Annotated in this window: 17 protein-coding genes and 4 pseudogenes; 14 read left to right on the forward strand and 7 right to left on the reverse strand. The window is 42.2% G+C overall.

What is annotated here, in order from left to right; all coding sequences use genetic code 11:
• Positions 1–123: 123 nt before the first annotated feature.
• Positions 124–591 (reverse strand): annotated as a pseudogene (locus IEY34_RS34960) (IS6 family transposase); the annotation flags it as partial.
• Between the two features lie 500 nt (positions 592–1,091).
• On the opposite strand from IEY34_RS34960, the pseudogene IEY34_RS34965 reads away from it, so the two are divergent.
• From IEY34_RS34965 to IEY34_RS37130, 6 genes and pseudogenes are all read left to right on the forward strand, one after another.
• Positions 1,092–1,577: pseudogene (locus IEY34_RS34965) on the forward strand (reverse transcriptase domain-containing protein); the annotation flags it as partial.
• 541 nt (positions 1,578–2,118) lie between these two features.
• On the forward strand, positions 2,119–2,397 hold the full coding sequence (locus IEY34_RS37110) for an RNA-dependent RNA polymerase family protein (RefSeq protein WP_229758006.1): 279 nt from the start codon (positions 2,119–2,121) through the stop codon (positions 2,395–2,397).
• 19 nt (positions 2,398–2,416) lie between these two features.
• The gene (locus IEY34_RS37115) at positions 2,417–2,896 is read left to right on the forward strand and encodes a reverse transcriptase domain-containing protein (protein ID WP_229758007.1); all 480 of its coding nucleotides are present in this window, start codon (positions 2,417–2,419) and stop codon (positions 2,894–2,896) included.
• Positions 2,874–3,143: a group II intron maturase-specific domain-containing protein gene (locus tag IEY34_RS37120; protein ID WP_229758008.1), complete on the forward strand. Its 270-nt coding sequence runs from the start codon at positions 2,874–2,876 to the stop codon at positions 3,141–3,143. Before IEY34_RS37115 ends, IEY34_RS37120 begins: the two co-directional genes overlap by 23 nt.
• A 115-nt stretch (positions 3,144–3,258) precedes the next feature.
• Positions 3,259–3,591 carry a hypothetical protein gene (locus tag IEY34_RS37125; protein WP_229758009.1) on the forward strand — a complete coding sequence of 111 codons (333 nt, stop codon included), beginning with the start codon at positions 3,259–3,261 and terminating at the stop codon, positions 3,589–3,591.
• 6 nt (positions 3,592–3,597) lie between these two features.
• Positions 3,598–4,116 carry an HNH endonuclease gene (locus IEY34_RS37130; protein WP_268240220.1) on the forward strand — a complete coding sequence of 173 codons (519 nt, stop codon included), beginning with the start codon at positions 3,598–3,600 and terminating at the stop codon, positions 4,114–4,116.
• A gap of 259 nt (positions 4,117–4,375) precedes the next feature.
• Here the strand turns inward: IEY34_RS37130 and IEY34_RS34980 are convergent, their stop codons facing one another.
• A complete protein-coding gene (locus IEY34_RS34980; protein ID WP_189020718.1) occupies positions 4,376–5,083 on the reverse strand; it encodes a hypothetical protein in 708 nt (235 codons plus the stop codon).
• A gap of 377 nt (positions 5,084–5,460) precedes the next feature.
• Between IEY34_RS34980 and IEY34_RS37635 the strand changes: the two genes are divergently transcribed.
• On the forward strand, positions 5,461–5,913 hold the full coding sequence (locus tag IEY34_RS37635) for a Nif3-like dinuclear metal center hexameric protein (protein ID WP_308423106.1): 453 nt from the start codon (positions 5,461–5,463) through the stop codon (positions 5,911–5,913).
• 304 nt (positions 5,914–6,217) lie between these two features.
• Positions 6,218–7,024, forward strand: a complete 807-nt coding sequence (locus tag IEY34_RS34990) for a class I SAM-dependent methyltransferase (RefSeq protein WP_189020720.1) — start codon at positions 6,218–6,220, stop codon at positions 7,022–7,024.
• Positions 7,025–7,808: 784 nt separating this feature from the next.
• Here the strand turns inward: IEY34_RS34990 and IEY34_RS34995 are convergent.
• Positions 7,809–8,402 (reverse strand): annotated as a pseudogene (locus IEY34_RS34995) (transposase); the annotation flags it as partial.
• 48 nt (positions 8,403–8,450) lie between these two features.
• Between IEY34_RS34995 and IEY34_RS35000 the strand changes: the two are divergent.
• The gene (locus tag IEY34_RS35000; RefSeq protein ID WP_189020722.1) at positions 8,451–9,233 is read left to right on the forward strand and encodes a DODA-type extradiol aromatic ring-opening family dioxygenase; all 783 of its coding nucleotides are present in this window, start codon (positions 8,451–8,453) and stop codon (positions 9,231–9,233) included.
• 139 nt (positions 9,234–9,372) lie between these two features.
• Here IEY34_RS35000 and IEY34_RS35005 read toward each other — a convergent pair.
• A pseudogene (locus IEY34_RS35005) lies at positions 9,373–9,507 on the reverse strand (IS110 family RNA-guided transposase); the annotation flags it as partial.
• 343 nt (positions 9,508–9,850) lie between these two features.
• Between IEY34_RS35005 and IEY34_RS35010 the strand changes: the two are divergent.
• From IEY34_RS35010 to IEY34_RS35025, 4 genes are all read left to right on the forward strand, one after another.
• The gene (locus IEY34_RS35010) at positions 9,851–10,174 is read left to right on the forward strand and encodes a hypothetical protein (protein WP_189020723.1); all 324 of its coding nucleotides are present in this window, start codon (positions 9,851–9,853) and stop codon (positions 10,172–10,174) included.
• 145 nt (positions 10,175–10,319) lie between these two features.
• Entirely contained in the window at positions 10,320–10,751 is a 432-nt protein-coding gene (locus IEY34_RS35015) for a GNAT family N-acetyltransferase (RefSeq protein WP_229758011.1), read from the forward strand.
• A 169-nt stretch (positions 10,752–10,920) separates the two neighbouring features.
• The gene (locus tag IEY34_RS35020) at positions 10,921–12,417 is read left to right on the forward strand and encodes a UDP-N-acetylmuramoyl-L-alanyl-D-glutamate--2,6-diaminopimelate ligase (RefSeq protein WP_189020725.1); all 1,497 of its coding nucleotides are present in this window, start codon (positions 10,921–10,923) and stop codon (positions 12,415–12,417) included.
• Between the two features lie 113 nt (positions 12,418–12,530).
• Positions 12,531–12,905 carry a hypothetical protein gene (locus IEY34_RS35025; protein ID WP_189020727.1) on the forward strand — a complete coding sequence of 125 codons (375 nt, stop codon included), beginning with the start codon at positions 12,531–12,533 and terminating at the stop codon, positions 12,903–12,905.
• Between the two features lie 414 nt (positions 12,906–13,319).
• On the opposite strand, the gene IEY34_RS35030 is transcribed toward IEY34_RS35025, so the two are convergent.
• Complete coding sequence (locus IEY34_RS35030) at positions 13,320–13,838, reverse strand: DUF3231 family protein (protein WP_189020729.1); 519 nt, start codon at positions 13,836–13,838, stop codon at positions 13,320–13,322.
• A 357-nt stretch (positions 13,839–14,195) separates the two neighbouring features.
• Positions 14,196–14,516 (reverse strand): WGxxGxxG family protein, encoded by a 321-nt coding sequence (locus tag IEY34_RS35035; RefSeq protein ID WP_229758012.1) that lies wholly within the window; start codon positions 14,514–14,516, stop codon positions 14,196–14,198.
• Positions 14,517–14,653: 137 nt separating this feature from the next.
• On the opposite strand from IEY34_RS35035, the gene IEY34_RS37440 reads away from it, so the two are divergent.
• On the forward strand, positions 14,654–14,779 hold the full coding sequence (locus IEY34_RS37440) for a hypothetical protein (protein ID WP_268240221.1): 126 nt from the start codon (positions 14,654–14,656) through the stop codon (positions 14,777–14,779).
• Positions 14,780–15,081: 302 nt separating this feature from the next.
• Here the strand turns inward: IEY34_RS37440 and IEY34_RS35040 are convergent, their stop codons facing one another.
• Complete coding sequence (locus IEY34_RS35040; protein WP_189020731.1) at positions 15,082–16,560, reverse strand: amidase family protein; 1,479 nt, start codon at positions 16,558–16,560, stop codon at positions 15,082–15,084.
• Positions 16,561–16,985: the final 425 nt, after the last annotated feature.

Consider the following 16,985-nt stretch of genomic DNA (forward strand, 5'->3'; position numbering starts at 1 on the left):
AGCCACACAGGCAAGTAAAAAGCTCTCAAAATTGATTAAAAGTCAACTCCAACAATGGATCGCCGGTTTGCCCAGTTATCTTAAGGCTTACTTGCCCATTTCAAGCTGCGAAGTTTGAGTTATTAATTCTTGTATGGCTGGTGGATATGCCTTGGTTTTTATCCAAAGTGATCACACGAGGTAATGGATTATGTGGAGAGGACAAAGCCTTTGTAAAGAAACGCTTAGCTGTTGCATATCACGATTTTCAGATAACATGAAATGAATCGTTTTCCCCATCGAATCAACTGCCCGATATAAATATTTCCATTGATCTTTGACTTTGATGTAGGTTTCGTCCGTGCGCCACGAATCGTTTGAGGGCTTCAAATAGTTGCGGATTCGTTTATCTATTTCAGGTCCAAATTCATGGACCCATCTCATGATCGTTGTATGGGATATCTTTAAACCCCGCTCGCTCATCATTTCTACTATGCCTCGATAGCTTAAACTATATTTTAAATACCATCTCACGGTTAGTAAAATGATTGCTGATTCATATTGCTTCCATTTAAATAAATCCAATTTGCTTTCCAAAGTAAATTGCTCCATCCCATGTCTTCATTATCAATTACCTTATCATTTATTAGAGCTTTGCACCACAAACCGAGTGAGTACACCATCTGATGTGACACAGGAGAACGGACCATATCCAGAGGTTTCGAATCGATAACGTGCTCGAATCAGGTGAATTTAGTACTTGAAACAAGCGCCTGTCCGAGTGTGAAACATCTTATATGAATTCCGTTTGGTGTTTGACAGCCAGATGGTCAAAAGCATGGAACAAAGGCAGGCAGTCGTTCAATTCCAAACGGGGGAATGCGGCGTATACGTTGCCCGCACAGCAGATCAAACATTAGTGCACTTTCGGATCAGCTCGGCAAGAGTATGCAGCTTCAGGATATCAAGTTACGGATCGAAATATCCAAACCGACCACAGAAACGGTGATAATCGTGGAAAACTCGGCAGCTAAAGGGGAGTTTATACTTGTCGTTCCACCACTTTATTTTACTGTAAAAGCCAATTACGGGGATACCAACATTGAAGTGTCATCCTCGATCGCATCATTCAACAGTGCTTTAAGCAGTCCTTGAGCCCATAGCTGAAGCCCATTTCTACAACCATAGTTATGGTTTCAGACCTCTTCGATCGACACACCATGCCATGGCAAGAGTTCAATTTCTCATCCATCAGGCATCGATGCATTATGTAGTCGACATCGACATAAAAGGTTCTTTGACAACGTCAACCATACCTTGCTTGTAAAGCAACTGTGGAACATGGGCATTCAAGATAGAAAGGTTCTAGCATGCATCTCTAAAATGCTAAAGGCTGAAATCGAGGGGGAAGGAATAACTTCAAAGGGCGTGCCTCAAGGAGGATTGCTGTCAACACTGCTCTCCAACATTGTATTGAATGACCTCGGCCACTGGGAGCTCTTTCCGCTGACGAAACCTTCAAATCAAGAACTGGCGAAAGGGCTGCCAAAATACGGTCTATTCTGAAAGAAGGCTATCTGGTGCGCTACGCCGATGACTGTGCGCCACGAATGCATGGCGCGTAAGAAAGCCAAAGCAATGCTGAACAAAAGATGAAGGCGGGCCCTTCGGAGTCGCTGTGCAGGCGGAGGCTTCAAACTACCTTAAGCTGCTGCGGTCAAAAGCCGTTGGTGGTGAGCGTTAAGGAAAAGGCAGAGCAAGACTCTGTCAGGTGAGTGTTACGGAGACGAACACAAGTCAATGGCTGATAAAGTGTCGAAAGCGTAGGGACGTCATCAAAACCAGGAGGGAGTCGTTGGCCTGGGATGAGTCTGGAGGAAACCTGTTTACTGTCCAGATGGTGACCGGCATGAAGGCGGCGTGAACGTAACACAGGCTTTTGTTCGGAACGTGGGAACCTACGTCTCCGATGCGAATGGAAAAATCCAAGCGGAAATCCCGCAAGGATGAAAGTACAAATGCGGAGTATAGGGGCGGAATAGCCCGTAGTAGCGATGAACCCACTGAAAATGTGGTGGAGCCAAGGGGCTGTGTTACCCAGTTTTGAAAATACGTCAACCGCGAAAGTGGGAGGAACAAATGGACAAAACAAAGTCGTATGAAATTTCAAAGCACACCGTATGGGAAGCTTATGAGCGAGTCAAAGCGAATAAGGGAGCAGCCGGAGTCGACGAAGAGTCGATTCAAAAGTTTGAGGAAAACCTGAAAGCCAACCTCTTTAAAATCTGGAAAAGAATGTCCTCGGGGAGTTACTTTCCCCCACCAGTTAAGGCGGTAGAGATACCGAAGAAGAACGGCGGGGTAAGGATATTGGGGATTCCAACCGTCTCAGATCGTATCGCGCAAAAGAACAGTTAAGCTGATCTTTAAGCCGATCGTGGAACCTATATTTCACGCCGACTCTTATGGGTACAGACCGGGAAAATCCGCGATTGATGCGGTTCGAGTAACAAGAACCAGATGTTGGAGATATGACTGGGTGATGGAATTTGACATTAAAGGTCTATTCGACAACATCGACCATGGGTTGCTTATGAAGGCAGTAAAGAAACATACGGACTGTGCGTGGATCATTCTCTACATCAAAAGATGGCTAAGAGCTCCTTTTCAAATGAAGAATGGAGACATCGTAGAACGAACCTCCGGCACGCCGCAAGGCAGGGTCATCAGTCCAGTACTTGCGAATCTGTTCATGCACTATACATTCGATAAATGGATGGGAATCGAGCATCCCAATAATCCGTGGGCAAGATATGCGGATGATGCAGTGATCCACTGTCGTACGAAAGAGGAAGCTGAACGGCTGCTTGAGCAACTCAAAGGACGGTTCACGTTTGAAGCCGGACGTGGCCATTGATGACCTGTCGCGGATGTTCAATGCCTCGATTAGAGGGTGGATCAACTACTATGGACACTTCTGCAAGTTGCAATTATATCCCGTTTTACGCCATATGAACGAGGCACTCATCCATTGGGCAAGAAGGAAATACAAGAAACTGGAGAGGCACAAGACACGGGCGACAAATTGGATGGAACGACTGGCAAAGAATCTTCCTAAACTGTTTGCTCACTGGCAGATGGGAATACTGCCTACGACTGGATAATGGGAGCCGGATGAGCCGAGAGGTTCACGTCCGGTTCTGAGAGGGCCTGAGGGTGCGATTCCCTCGGGCTACTTACCGGTTAATCGGAATTTCAGGAAGTAAGGAAGAAGCGATAATGATGAAAGAGCGAATTCGCGGATTCCTTATTAAAAACTTGAAACTATCTCTTAGCGAGGAGAAGACTTTGATCACCCATGCTAAGACAGAAAAGGCTAGATTCCTTGGATATGATGTACACGTATTGCATTGTGATGCAAAACATGACTATCGTGGACAGCGTAATATAAACGGCGTTATTGGTTTGAGTATTCCAGATGAAAAGATTAGAAACAAGGCTAAGAACTATATGTCTAACGGGAGAGCAACACACCGTAAAGAACGAACTATTAACGGGGATTTCGACATTATCAGTCAATACCAATCCGAATTCCGTGGTTTCGTTCAATAATACCTCTTGGCATATAATGCTCATAAACTTTCAAAGTTAAAATGGACGATGGAACTTTCTCTTGCTTACACATTAGCTAACAAGCATAAAACCACTATTAATAAAGTCTTTGCAAAGTATGGAAAATATCGCAAGACCAAAAATGGTGAATACAAAGTGCTACAGGTTTTTGTTGATCGTGAGGGGAAGAAGCCTTTAGAAGCTTACTTTGGAGGCATCAGGTTAGGTTACCAGAAAGACATTCGAATTGAAGATACTACATTGGTTGGCAAAATCTTTTCGAAGAGAAGCCAGTTAGTGCAGCGACTTCTTAATGATACCTGCGAGCTTTGCGGTTTGAAAGGAAACATTGAGATACATCATATTCGAAAACTAAAAGACCTAGCCCAAAATGGTAGAAAAGATAAACCTGAATGGATGAAACATATGATTGCAATGAGTCGGAAAACTCTAGCAGTTTGTGATACATGCCACCTTTTAATCCATTCAGGTAAATACCAAGGGAAGAAAATCGCTGGTTTATAATTACTGGCGAGCGGAGTGCATAGGAAACTTGCATGCTCCGTTCTGGGAGGGGTGGTTGGAAAAGTGTTATCTTCGGATGGTAACTCGCTGGCTTCCTACTCTACGGCACGCTCCGTGTGGAACAGGGGAAAAGCTGGAGATTACATCAAATGCTTACCTATTGCAACCGATAGCTCAGGAGCTGCATTGAAGCAGCTCTTTTTTGATTCCATTAAAATAACGGGCAGCATATTTCAATTGTTCTTTTTATCATCTTTAGCTAGAATGAGTATCTTAACCCTTTATTCTTTTCGAGCCATATTGAGAATTCTTCTGGTGATTTAATACCTTCGAATACTGCTTCATAAATGTCCACGCTAAAGAATTTTTTTCGATAATCAGTATGTTGATAAAGGTTATTCTTTAATTTCAAAATAATTGCCCTACTCGTTTCACTGACTTTTGATTGAAGTGAGGTAAATTCTTCTTGCTTTTGTTTAAATTGCTTTGAATCAATAGCCCAAACATCTATTTTCCAATCATTATTTAATAAGGTTGTGTAAGTCCCCCAATAAAGTCCTCTTGGCAAATGTGGTGATAAGCCATCTAATTCATTGCGGTAGTTCATTTTAGATGGCTTTAACCTTCTAGATAAATCCTTACCTAAGTCAAAAAATTTTGATTCGTTTATTTCATTATCCTCGAGATAAATATCTAAATCTCTCCAAGTCATTAAATCTAATGAATAACTACCATGGACAAATGGTTGACCATAGTGCTCTAGAGCTTTAATTAATCCTAACTCATTTAATATTTCATTTGCTTCTTTACTAATTTTTTTACTTAACTCCTCATAGGGCATAGATATACACCTCCAAAATTTCATATTATAAAATAGTACCATATAATGGAATTTTATTGTATCAAATTCTGCCCTTTTTTTAGATAATTGGGGAATTTCAGGGTGGTAAACAATTTCTCGATGCATCGAATTTAAAACACCACCTCTCGGCAAAAAAATTGCTTCAGAAAAAAGAGCATATACTAAAGATTTTTTTGCTCGACTTTGAGCTGAGTTATAACACACTTTGTTGAGCTAACGCTGAACTATAGTTCAATCACAATACAACGGCAGCCGTCACACGATCGGCTGCCGTTGTCCGTTGAACGAGCAGGTTTGTTGATTATTTCGCCGAATAGAAGTAATTAATATGAAATGTTAATTATTGGGGGGGATACGAGTGAATACAGAACAATTTAATGAATTAATCGAAAAACTATTTGGTGGACTCCTAAATCAATTTGATTATGGATAGGAATTTGCATTTTACAACTATGGTCCTAATTTAATTCGTCGAATGGGGTATGCAACAAAATATTACTCCCGAACTTATTGAACAAGCCTCACAAAAGAAAGTTGATCTTATAGTTACCCACCATGATGCATGGGATTTTGTCTTTGGAATGAAAGAAGAGTGTCATAAACTTCTGGAATCATATGGAATCAATCATTTTTTCGTGCATTTGCCATTGGATTATGCTGAATTTGGCACGTGTGCTTCATTATTCAAGGCAATTGGAATAAATAATGTTATCCAACAATCAATTGATATCGAGGGTAGGAGCCTGCCTGGAATTGGAGAGTTCGAATTTCCGATTAGCTTTCAAGAATTAAGTGAACGGGTTAGTACGGTACTAAGCGAAAACATAAAATCGTGGAAAAACTCAGAAAAGCCAATAAAAAGAGTGGGGATTATTACAGGGGCAGGAAACTCTACCCAAAGTCTTCGTGACGATTCAATATGCAAAGTTTATTAAAATGAACCTTATCGTTGGAAGTCACACTTTCACAGAGATTTTTGGCGTGAAGTCCCTGTCTGAAAAAATTAAAGAAAAATACGAATCTTTAGAGATTATTGAACTAGTAGAAGATCATATTGAATAAATTTGTTGTTAAAGTACCGGGACACAAGAGTTCAATACCAACTCTGCTTGTTTAGGTTCATACTGCAGGTTCAAACAATGATTGTTGATACTCAATGATATCATGAGAATGAATTCACCTACCTGCAGAAAAATAAAGCTGTGGGTTTGAAAATTTATATTTGGGGAGGGCATCGACATGGACAAAAATTCTGATTATAGAACAAACATTGTAGGCGGTAGTGAGGTTGTCGCAATCTCGGTCGACATGGATAAGAATGTTATTCATGAAACAAACAGCTTATTTTGGGATACAAAAGGTAATGATGTTTTAGGAGCAACAGCACTTCCTTTTTATGGGGCATTTGTCTCAGAAGAAAAATGCCAACTTTTTGGCGATGTTTCAGGAAAAAAGGTACTGGAGATAGGCTGTGGAAGCGGTGAATCTTTGAAATATCTGGGGGAACGCAAAGCATCTGAACTATGGGGTATGGATATATCTGAAAATCAAATCGAAAAGACAAGGCAACATATGACGGCGTGCGGTCTTTCTGCAAAATTAATCTGTTCTCCCATGGAAGAAAAATGTGGCATACCAGAGGATTATTTTGACTTTGTTTATTCGGTTTATGCCATAGGCTGGACAACCGACCTTGAGGGAACTTTTTGCCGGATTGCTTCTTACCTGAAAAAAGACGGCGCATTTATTTTCAGTTGGTCTCACCCCATACACAAATGTGTTGTTGAAGAAAATAATTCACTTGTTTTTAAAAAATGTTATTTCGATGAATCTTGGTATTCGTCATCCCTTGACGAAAGTACGCTAGCATTATCGGACCGTACACTATCAACCTATGTGAATGCGATAGCAAAAGCGGGCTTTGTTATTGAGCAAATGATTGAGCAATCTGATGATGAAATTATTCAATCGCGGGGAAACAGCAAATTTGCACAAAAAGCAAAGATGCTTCCTGTAACTTTTGTAATCAAAGCAAGAAAACTATAAGAGAACAGAATAAGCATTCTGCAGCCAACCATTCAATCATTATTTGAGGGCAGCCTACAAACGATCGGCTGCCGTTGTCCGTTAAAGTAACGGGCAGTTTGGCCCAATACAGGAGGGTGAGGGGTGTGGTAAAATTAGTAAGCTAAGGGAGGTAAAATGATGAAATCAATTCTAGGGATTGCTTTTTATTTTTGTGCCATTTTGCTTCTAGTTTATTATTTTGTAGGGGTTAGTTTTATTAAGGCTATACAGATGGCTGTGCTTATAACCATGGTACATATCTTAATCCTTCTCATAGACAGGTTTTACAAGAGAAAAGAGAGACGTAAGGGGACGTAACTAAGGGAAGTAGTAGATAGTTCAATATGGATTGAGGGAACGTCAAATGAAAGATAGCTTATTAAACTCCCTCGGTATGATTTGATTTCCTCACGTAAGCTCGTCTATTCGCAGGATTTCATCCTTTAGGTTTCTAATATGAATGAAAGATAGCGAGATATATTAGGATGTGTCGTTAAAAAGGCATGCGGGAACAGAGGTGGAGTTGAATCACCCAATTCATTCCAAATGCTGCACGTATTCTCCACGGTGCCCTTAGCGATTTTCACTCCCAAGTCTCAACGGGTCATTGGCCCTCTCATTCCTTCGTCACATCTATCTAAGGGTTGTAGGTCGGTCTTTCTAACGGAACGGGTCAGAGCCCTTTTGCGTAACGTATCCCGATACTCCGTGCTTTCTTTGTCATCCTGCGAATACGCCAACTTACGTGAGGTAAGGTTTATTTTTAAGCTGCCACTGCAAAGATTTTAGTTGGGTTGTAGGCTTCATCACTACGAACCATTCCGACTAAGAGTCGAGTTAACTTTCCACATAACTTCATGATAGATTTCATCTTTTTGAGCTTTTTTACTTGAACATTATGGTGATGTAAGGCTTTAAATTCTTGGTTGCTCATGACCATGCACATCGTGATTAAATAGAGAAAGTGACGCAGGCGTGGACGGCCTCGTTTACTGAGCGTCATTTGTCCCTTCCATTTACCCGAGCTTGCTTCGGTCAAATTAAGGCCTGCGTGGCGGAGTAGTGCGTTCCCGTGGGCATAACCTCTAAGATCTCCAGACTCTCCCAAAACACCAGCTAAAGCAATTGAACTTATACCTGTAATGGCTAGGATCTTGCCGGAATAGGGGATACGTTCAACAACGTCCTTGGCTTCTTTTTCAATCCTCTGCAGTTGTTTAGTTGCTAAGTCATGCTCCTCAAGGAGCTGTTCTAGATGGAGTTTGTAAGCATGTGATGCCTGCTTGGAACCAACAGTTTGCTTGGCAAGATCGATGAGAAGATGAGCTCTACGCACACCAGAATATTGTGATTGTACTTGATAATCAACTGAAAGCTAAAAAATCAGCGTGGAGGTTTGAAGATAATGATTCCATCACTCTTTATTACACATGGTACTCCAATGCTCGCCGTAGAAGATACAACGTATTCACGTTATTTAGAAGAACTCGGACGAACATTCCCCCGTCCCCAAGCAATTATTTTGTTTTCCGCACATTGGGAAAGTGATGTGCAGATGATTAGCGAAATTGATGAGTATTCCATGATGTATGACTTTGGGGGATTTCCGAATGAGCTCTACCAGGTAATTTATCCGGCAAAAGGAAGCAAAGAGGTATCCCTTCAGGTACAAGAACTATTGAACGCAGCTGGCATAGCGAATCGCACTGAACGTGAACGAGGTTTGGATCATGGCTCGTGGACGATTCTCAAGAGGATGTATCCTGATGCAGACATTCCTTTGATCGCGATGTCGGTAAATCCGAGTCTGACTCCTGCGGAGCAATATGCGATTGGAAAGGCGCTTGCCCCATTACGGGAACAAGACGTGCTGATCATCGGCAGCGGAGTAACCGTACACAATTTCGGTCTATTAAGAGCTAAGGATAAATCGGCTGTCAAATCGTTGGTTTTAGGTTTCGAGAAATGGTTGGAAAATCACATGAAACAATGGGATCTGGATTCACTCTTTCGTTACGAAGAACTTGCGCCTAATGCAAAGATCGCGGTTCCTCAACAAGCAAAAGAACATTTCATTCCTGTTTTTTATACGATGGGAGCAGCTAATCAAAACGAATTTACAAAGACGTTATTTCAAGGTTTAGTGATGGACGTGATCATGAACAGCGTCTATCAATATGGTGAGTGATCATTATAGCAACTTAAACGATGTGAAACTATTGTTTCTATCAAAAATATCAATATCTATAGGGATATCTTGAATAAGCTCCCTCGGTACAATGCAATTTACTCACGAATACTCGCTTATTCGCAGGATCTCACCGTAGACCGAGAGCGACACCGCGGAAATTAACCGCTCTGGCAACATGAGTCTCTTGAGCAATGTCTACACCAACAACAATATGATTAACGGTAATGTTTTCAATGAGTTGATTTTGCTTATCTTGTGATTTAAACTTCATAGTAGAGTGTCCTCCTGGATGATGGAATTAAAGGGCTTTTGACCCTAGCGTACTTCCATCGTACAGAGGCGCTCGTTTTTTTACAAAGCTGAAATTTATCCATCTACAGGAATCTAACGGATAACTTTAGTGTAATATGAGCTGCTACTTTGAAGCGGCTACTTTTTGGTTTTCATTCAAGTAACGGGCAGGATACTTACAATAAATATACGGAGGCAGCCGACCATCGGCTGCCTTTTCCCCGCGAACAGGCAGGTTTGCGTGGTAACCTGAAGGTTACTGGAAGGAAATTCAAACTGATGAAAGAATATACTAAGGAGTAAATCGAGAAAGGAATAAGAATATGCGAGTCATTACTTTATGCGGTTCTTCAAAATTCAAAGAACAATTTGAACAAGCAAACGCATATCTCACACTTCAAGGTAACATCGTTATTAGCGTTGCCTTCTTTGAGCAAAGCGACGGTTTTGAATTAACAAAAGAACAAGCTGAATTACTTGGAGAGCTGCATTTTAGAAAGATTGATATTTCTGACGAAATATTCGTAATTGATGTTGATGGTTACATAGGGAACAGCACAAGAAGAGAGATCCAGTATGCTGAAGAAAAGGGGAAGGCAATCCGTTACTACTCTAGTGCAAAGATTCCTTCAAGTGTATTGATGTAAATAAAAGAGAATTGATAGTGAAGGAGCCTGTCTTGAGGCAGCTCCTATATTTGATCATTCAAGTAACGGGCAGAATAGTTCCAAATAAAGGGAATTTAGTCTATAGAACGAATTCTTTAATATCCCGTTATAAAGGAGCTACGATTTGATTATTCGAGAAGCTGAAAAAGCAGATAGGGATCAAATATTTAAACTCTATAAAATGTTAGTACCGAATAGTAAGAAGATGACTGTCATCGAAGCACAGATTGAGACGATCAGAAAAGACCCAACAAATTTCTTGCTTGTTTACGAAGAGCACGGAGAGTTATTAGGCACAGTCACGCTAAATATATGTTTACAGGCTCAACATGGCTTTAGACCATATGGAGTATTGGAGAATATTATTGTTCATGAAGATCATCAAGGCAAAAATATCGGACTGAAACTTCTACAATATGTTGAAGAGTACTGTAGATCAGTCGATTGTCATAAAATTATGCTTCTAAGCAGTTCTACTCGTGAAAGAGCACATTATTTTTTTGACCGAGCAGGTTACAGCGGATCAGTAAGTAAGGGATTCAAGAAATATTTATGATTTTTAACTGGGAACGATAGTTCAACCAGAACAGGGATCTGACGATCGCGGTGGCCTGCTCCCTGTTCCATTGAAGTAACGGCAGTTTACTTGAAATGGGAATCCTTCCTTCGAATAGATTGGTGGCGTAAAATAAATGTATCCGTGTACACTTTGAGGAGGGTGAGGAATGAAATTACGGGATTTAGCAGCACTTATTCCGAACGCGATAGTCCGTGGAAACGCAGATATCGAAATAACGGGAATCTCTAATCATTCAAGACGTCTTTTACCGGGTGAACTGTTCGTATGCATCTCAGGCATTCCGGGCTATCAGGAAGATCGGCACCCGTATGCCGGCGATGCTGTTCAAGCGGGTGCGGTGGCCATCGTCGCCGAGCGTGACATTGAGGTCGATGTTCCCGTAGTTCTCGTAAAGGATTCGCGGCACGCGCTTGCGGTTCTTTCAGCGCATTTCTATGATTATCCTAGCCGCGAGCTCACACTGATTGGGGTTACTGGAACGAACGGTAAAACGACTACCGCCCACATGATAGATGCGATTCTTCGGTATGCTGGCAGCAAGACTGGGCTAATGGGGAACATCGGCACGAAGATCGGCGATACGCTATTCGAGACAGACATCAATACGCAAGAGCCACCAGTACTGCAAGCGAATCTTCGGAGAATGGTCGATGCGGGCTGTTCAATTGCAGTAATGGAAGTGACGTCACAGGGGCTCGATGCCGGACGGGTACTAGGTTGTGAGTTCCGGTCGGCCGTGTTTACTAACATTACGCAAGATCATCTGGATTATCACGGTACGATGGAACGTTATATCGCCGCGAAAGGGCTATTCTTCTCAAGGCTCGGCAACGGTTTCTCCGACGATCCGGCTAAACGCAAATTTGCGGTGTTGAATGCGGATGATAACGCTTCTTCCGTTCTTCGCAAGCTTACGGCGGCGAATGTGCTCACATACGGCATTCGTGAAGAGGCAGATGTACGGGCAGAAGCTATCCAATTGAGCCCACTAGGTACGTCATTTCGAGTCGTCACGTATAATGGGACGGCTGAGATGCAATTCGGTATGGTAGGTACATTCAACGTTTATAATGCATTGGCGGCAATTACTGCTGCTCTCGCCGAGGGTTTGACACTCGAGATCATACAGGGGGGTCTAGCATCGCTTCCAGGCGTTCCGGGTCGGATGGAGGTCGTTAACGAGGGGCAACCCTTCCTCGTACTTGTTGATTATGCCCATACTCCGGATGGACTGGACAATCTGCTACGAGCAGTCCGGGGGGTTGCCGGACAACGGGTTATCACGGTGTTCGGCTGCGGTGGCGACCGCGACCGGACGAAGCGCCCGATCATGGGGGGCATTGCGGTCGAGCATAGCGACTATGTGATCGTTACATCTGACAATCCGCGTTCGGAGAATCCAGAACAGATTCTGGCCGACATCGAGGTTGGTCTGCGAGAGAAGCATGATTCGGGAGACAGCTATGAATTAACGGCGGATCGTGCTGAAGCTATTACAAGGGCAATCTCAATGGCGAATCCAGGTGATGTCGTCGTCATTGCGGGTAAAGGGCACGAAACTTACCAAATCACTTCGGATGGAACGACCCATTTTGATGACCGCGAGGTTGCCAGGGATAAGATTCGAGTGCGGATGGACTGATCTCCTAGCTAATGGAGTAGAACTGCCCAAACCAGATAGTGTGGACTACAAGATAAAGCTAACGGTGAACGATAGTTTAACGTCAAAATACGTAGAAAGGAGAGTGAAATTATATGTGTAGATATGCGATGTATGGGCCATATAAAGACATTTTTGCATGTTTTAATTGTAGAAAGGTATTTAAACAAGTATCTGATCTTGAACTTAGTGACACGGAGATTAGAAATAGACAATATAAATGTCCCCAATGCAGCGAAATCATGAATGATATGGGGCATGATTTCAAGGCACCAAAACAAGATGATACAATGCAATGGACAAAGGTAGAACTGTTATATAAAAGTGGATTTGCTTACCATTCCTGCGGATGCAATGGGCCAGGTTATCGACCGGCAAAATTATCAGAAGTGGAAGAGTTCGTAAGCAAAAATAAAACATTTAAGTCAGCTGGAGAGGCTTTACTACAAAAATTATCGTTTAAAAATTAATGTTCTTTTAAAGATACCATGTATGGCTAACGGGATACGATAGTGCAATAACAAGGGACAGATCGCCGCGGCAGGCAGCTGTCCCTTGTTTCATTAAAGTAACGGGCAGGATAATGGAACAAATTGTTTGTATTCCTGGGTCGAAGGCGGAAGAACTGGCTGAAGGGAGGATCTCGTCTACCGCCTCGTGTCCGAGACCCCGAAGGCGAAGATTATTTTAATCCTGTGGATACACCCAAGTCGGATTTTATTTAGTGTTGTCTTTCCGTTTTGAAGGAAAAATGGCTTACCTTGATTGGCATGACGAATTAAAGACTAAGGCCCAGAACAGAAACAACTTCCTCGTCTTTCGAGGAAGTTGTTTCTGCTTCTATGCCTAATTTTACAAATATATTACCATCTATTTAGATTAAACTAAGCATTTACGGTCTCAGGTCTTTTTATTTGTAGTGGAGGAGGAATAAGCCAACCTTTTTCTTTGCTCATCTCCAGTATTTTAAGGCCTATTGCTGTTTTAGTTATGTGGTATTTTGCAAATAAAGCACCTATATCCACTCTAATTGATTGGCCCATAGCTTGACTGCAGGCAACTAATCCCAATGAGACGTCAGCTGCAATTTTGGCTGCAATTTCGGGATCAGCGAATCTTGCCCCGACAGGGATGTCTTCGAGCTTTACTGGTGGTCGTTCTGGCATCATTGGAATTGTGGCAATTCCGTTATCAATCAGCACTGTATCTAATTCTTTAATTTCAAGATTTGCTTGATCAATGAGACCGTCGAGTACCTTTTTAAGATCTTTGTCTCCTGAGTGATTTAAATAGGCTTGATAACAGGATACAGCTCCTTTAGCCACTGTGGATGCTGTCCATACACTAAAGATTTCCCCGTAGTGTAGAGGTTCATCTTTTGGATTACCGCTTAAAATTCCCATATGAGTTTAGCTCCTTTGTTCTAATTTAATGACTTGTATATCATACCCATTTGTTCCTTTAAAATTCATGTAGCCGTCGATTTACATTATTGAAAAAAATTACTGAAAAGTGAATGTTTGATTATTTCCTTTGGATACAATACCAACAGAGGTGATTACATGCGATGTTTACTTTGCGAAAATGAACAAATGTTAAGAGGAAAAAACGAAATGTTTTATATGTACCATAATCAAGCGTCGGAATTTTCCTGAAATTTAATAGTAGCAAGTCATTAGTGGTTTATAGATGCATAAAGATATTGAATCATAAAATAACCTCCGTTAGAAACGGAGGTTATTAGTAGAAATGTCTATATTTTAGGTGTGTTCACGATTTCGCTTTTTTAAACCAGCTAAACCGACTAACCCTAGAAGGCCAAGCCAGCCCCAATTGGAATTATTGTTATCGGTAGCAGCATTAGTTCTATAAGTAGCTGTTGAATTTGTCCCGTAACTATTAGTAGTAGTCGTACCGTTAACTGAACCATATCCGTTATTTGCCGATCCAGTCATACCTGTACTATCTGCGGCACTCGATACTCCTGTACACAAAAGAAACATGAAACAGATACTTAAAAAAAACGTAAATGCTTTCTTTTTCATTTGGTTTTCTCTCCTTAATATAATTTGTATTGACATGCTTGTTTTCTCCTATATGTAGATCATTTATACGAATGAGAGAGTGCCAAAGAAGTCCACTAAATGGATGGTGTATATTGTCCCTAAAAGCATATAATATTAATGTTCCAATTACTTAAGATGGGTGGGCTAATATCATGACGAACCAAAAAAAGAGTATAGAATCAGCAAAGCAAAAAAACCAAAAACCAAATCAAAACAGTAGTAAAAAAAGTAGCAGCAATAATGGTATTGATGATGCAAATATAAATTCAGGTGGTTAATGAATTTGTTTAAACAACTTAATAACCTCATCAAACAACCTCACTTCAATTGAAGTGAGGTTGTTGTTCGTCCAAATGATTGTTTCTCTAGTGTGCAAGCGCTGGAGTTCGGTCCGTCCAAAGAACACAATTCACTAACCAGGTAATGTTGATTTATTCTATGCAGGTTCATGTGGTGATGACAGGTGAGGTCATTCCGCTAACGCAGAACGATAGCTTCATAAAACATCAGGAAGAGAAGAGGCTGCCGGCATGATCGGCAGCCTCTTTACAAAACCTTTGCAATTGATTGGGAATGCTGTTCAATTATCCAGCATGGGCGGGCGGCGCTGGAGGGTCGCCTGCTCGAAACTATAAGCGATACTGATCAGCGTTGGCTCGCTAAAGGCTTTCCCGGAGAAGACAACACCGAAGGGTCCCTGGGTCGAATCGCCGTCCGTATCGATTATTCCTTTTTCAGAATAGCCAGCGGGAACGGTAATAAGGGGGTAACCTAGCCGGGCGGCAATGTACATACCATCTATATCCCCAGGTAGCATCAGCGCATCCAATCCGTATTGATCAAGGCAATAGTCTATTCCTTGGGTTATTGCTTGGTGGTTATCTTCCTGACGCTTTAGCAGATAGGTCTTTTCGTTCATCATATTTTGTTCCGAGCGAATGAGATTTTCTTGTCCGTATGTCAAGGCAGAAGCGGTATGCTTATGATTATAAGATATCAATTCATGGAGAGAATGCACGGGTACATCCGCATGTAGCTGTGATAAATAGCGATTCAGCCCTGCCTTGAATTCATAGGTAATAACGTCATTGTTCCAAGGATGTTGCTCCAAATAGAGTTCGACGGGATCGATGACTGTGGCGCCTTGTTCACGTAGAACATCAATGGCGGATTCCATGATGGATTTTCTTTCTTCGTCTAACACACGATAATAATGCCTAGGGATCCCAATACGTGCTTGGCGCAGAAATCCAGCTTCGAGGTAAGGGGTATAGTCAGCAGGAATGTAATTTGGGCTTGCTAATGTAGCCCTATCGTTCTTGTCAATCCCTGTAATCGCCCCAAGCAGAATCGCTGCGTCGGTAACTGTTCTGGCAATCGGCCCCGGAGTGTCCTGGCTTATGGAGATAGGGATGATGCCGCTACGGCTCGCAAGGCCAACAGTAGGCTTAATACCGACGAGGAAATGCTGGCTGGCCGGCCCAACAATGGAACCAGCGGTTTCTGTGCCAATGGCGGCCGCACAGAGATTCGCAGCTACGGCTGCAGCTGAGCCTGAACTGGAGCCGTTGACGAAGTACTTGCCGGGACCGTATGGATTCAGCACATATCCGCCCCGTGAGCTGTATCCCGCTGGCATTCGGTTAGCCATAAAGTTAGACCACTCAGTCATATTTGTCTTTCCTAGTATGACTGCTCCTGCCGTTCGAAGTTTTGCAGCTACGAATGCATCCGCTGCAGCGTACGACTCTGCCAATGCGACTGATCCGGCACTCGTATGCATCCGGTCGTGCGTATCGATGTTATCCTTTAGCAGGATGGGAATTCCATGCAGCGGCCCCCGAATGCCTGTTGTATTTCGCTCATAATCAAGAGTCCTTGCGATTTCAAGGGCATCTGGATTGATCTCTAGAACGGCATTGATTAGGGGATTGTATCTATGAATACGTTCGATGTACGCTCGAACGAGAGATTCTGAAGTGCATTCCCCCCGAGTCATAGCTGCCTGCATGCTTGCGAAGTCAGCTTCTTGGATCCTATCTTGTATATTGATGCTCATTTACTTTGTCGCTCCCCTAGATCCTTAAATTTGTTGTTAACTAATTTATGGTAACAGACAAACTTGTTTGGAGAAAGGGAGAATTCTTTTAGATAAAGAAAGTATCATAATGGGCTGAAGACGTTGGCTATTCTGAAAGGGTGGCAGGAAATAGTGGTTTGGTCATTTCAGAAAAATAACGCAAACTCATTGAACTATCGGGCAGGATAGAGGAACAGACGGTAAGGTTGTTCTCGAACAGAAGAACAAATTAATGATATGATGTTGTAAATGGAACAGGCTAGTCGAGCCTATTTTCTATTTTCGTGAGGGAGTCGATAAATGGGTATGGGAAGTACGAATCAATGGGATGCGGAATGGGAAGTATCAGAAGAATTGGCTCATAAATTAATAAGCAGTCAGTTTCCGCAGTTAGCTTCACAAAG

The sequence above is a fragment of the Paenibacillus marchantiophytorum genome (assembly GCF_014640555.1).
In the GTDB taxonomy this organism is placed as follows: Bacteria; Bacillota; Bacilli; order Paenibacillales; family NBRC-103111; genus Paenibacillus_E; species Paenibacillus_E marchantiophytorum.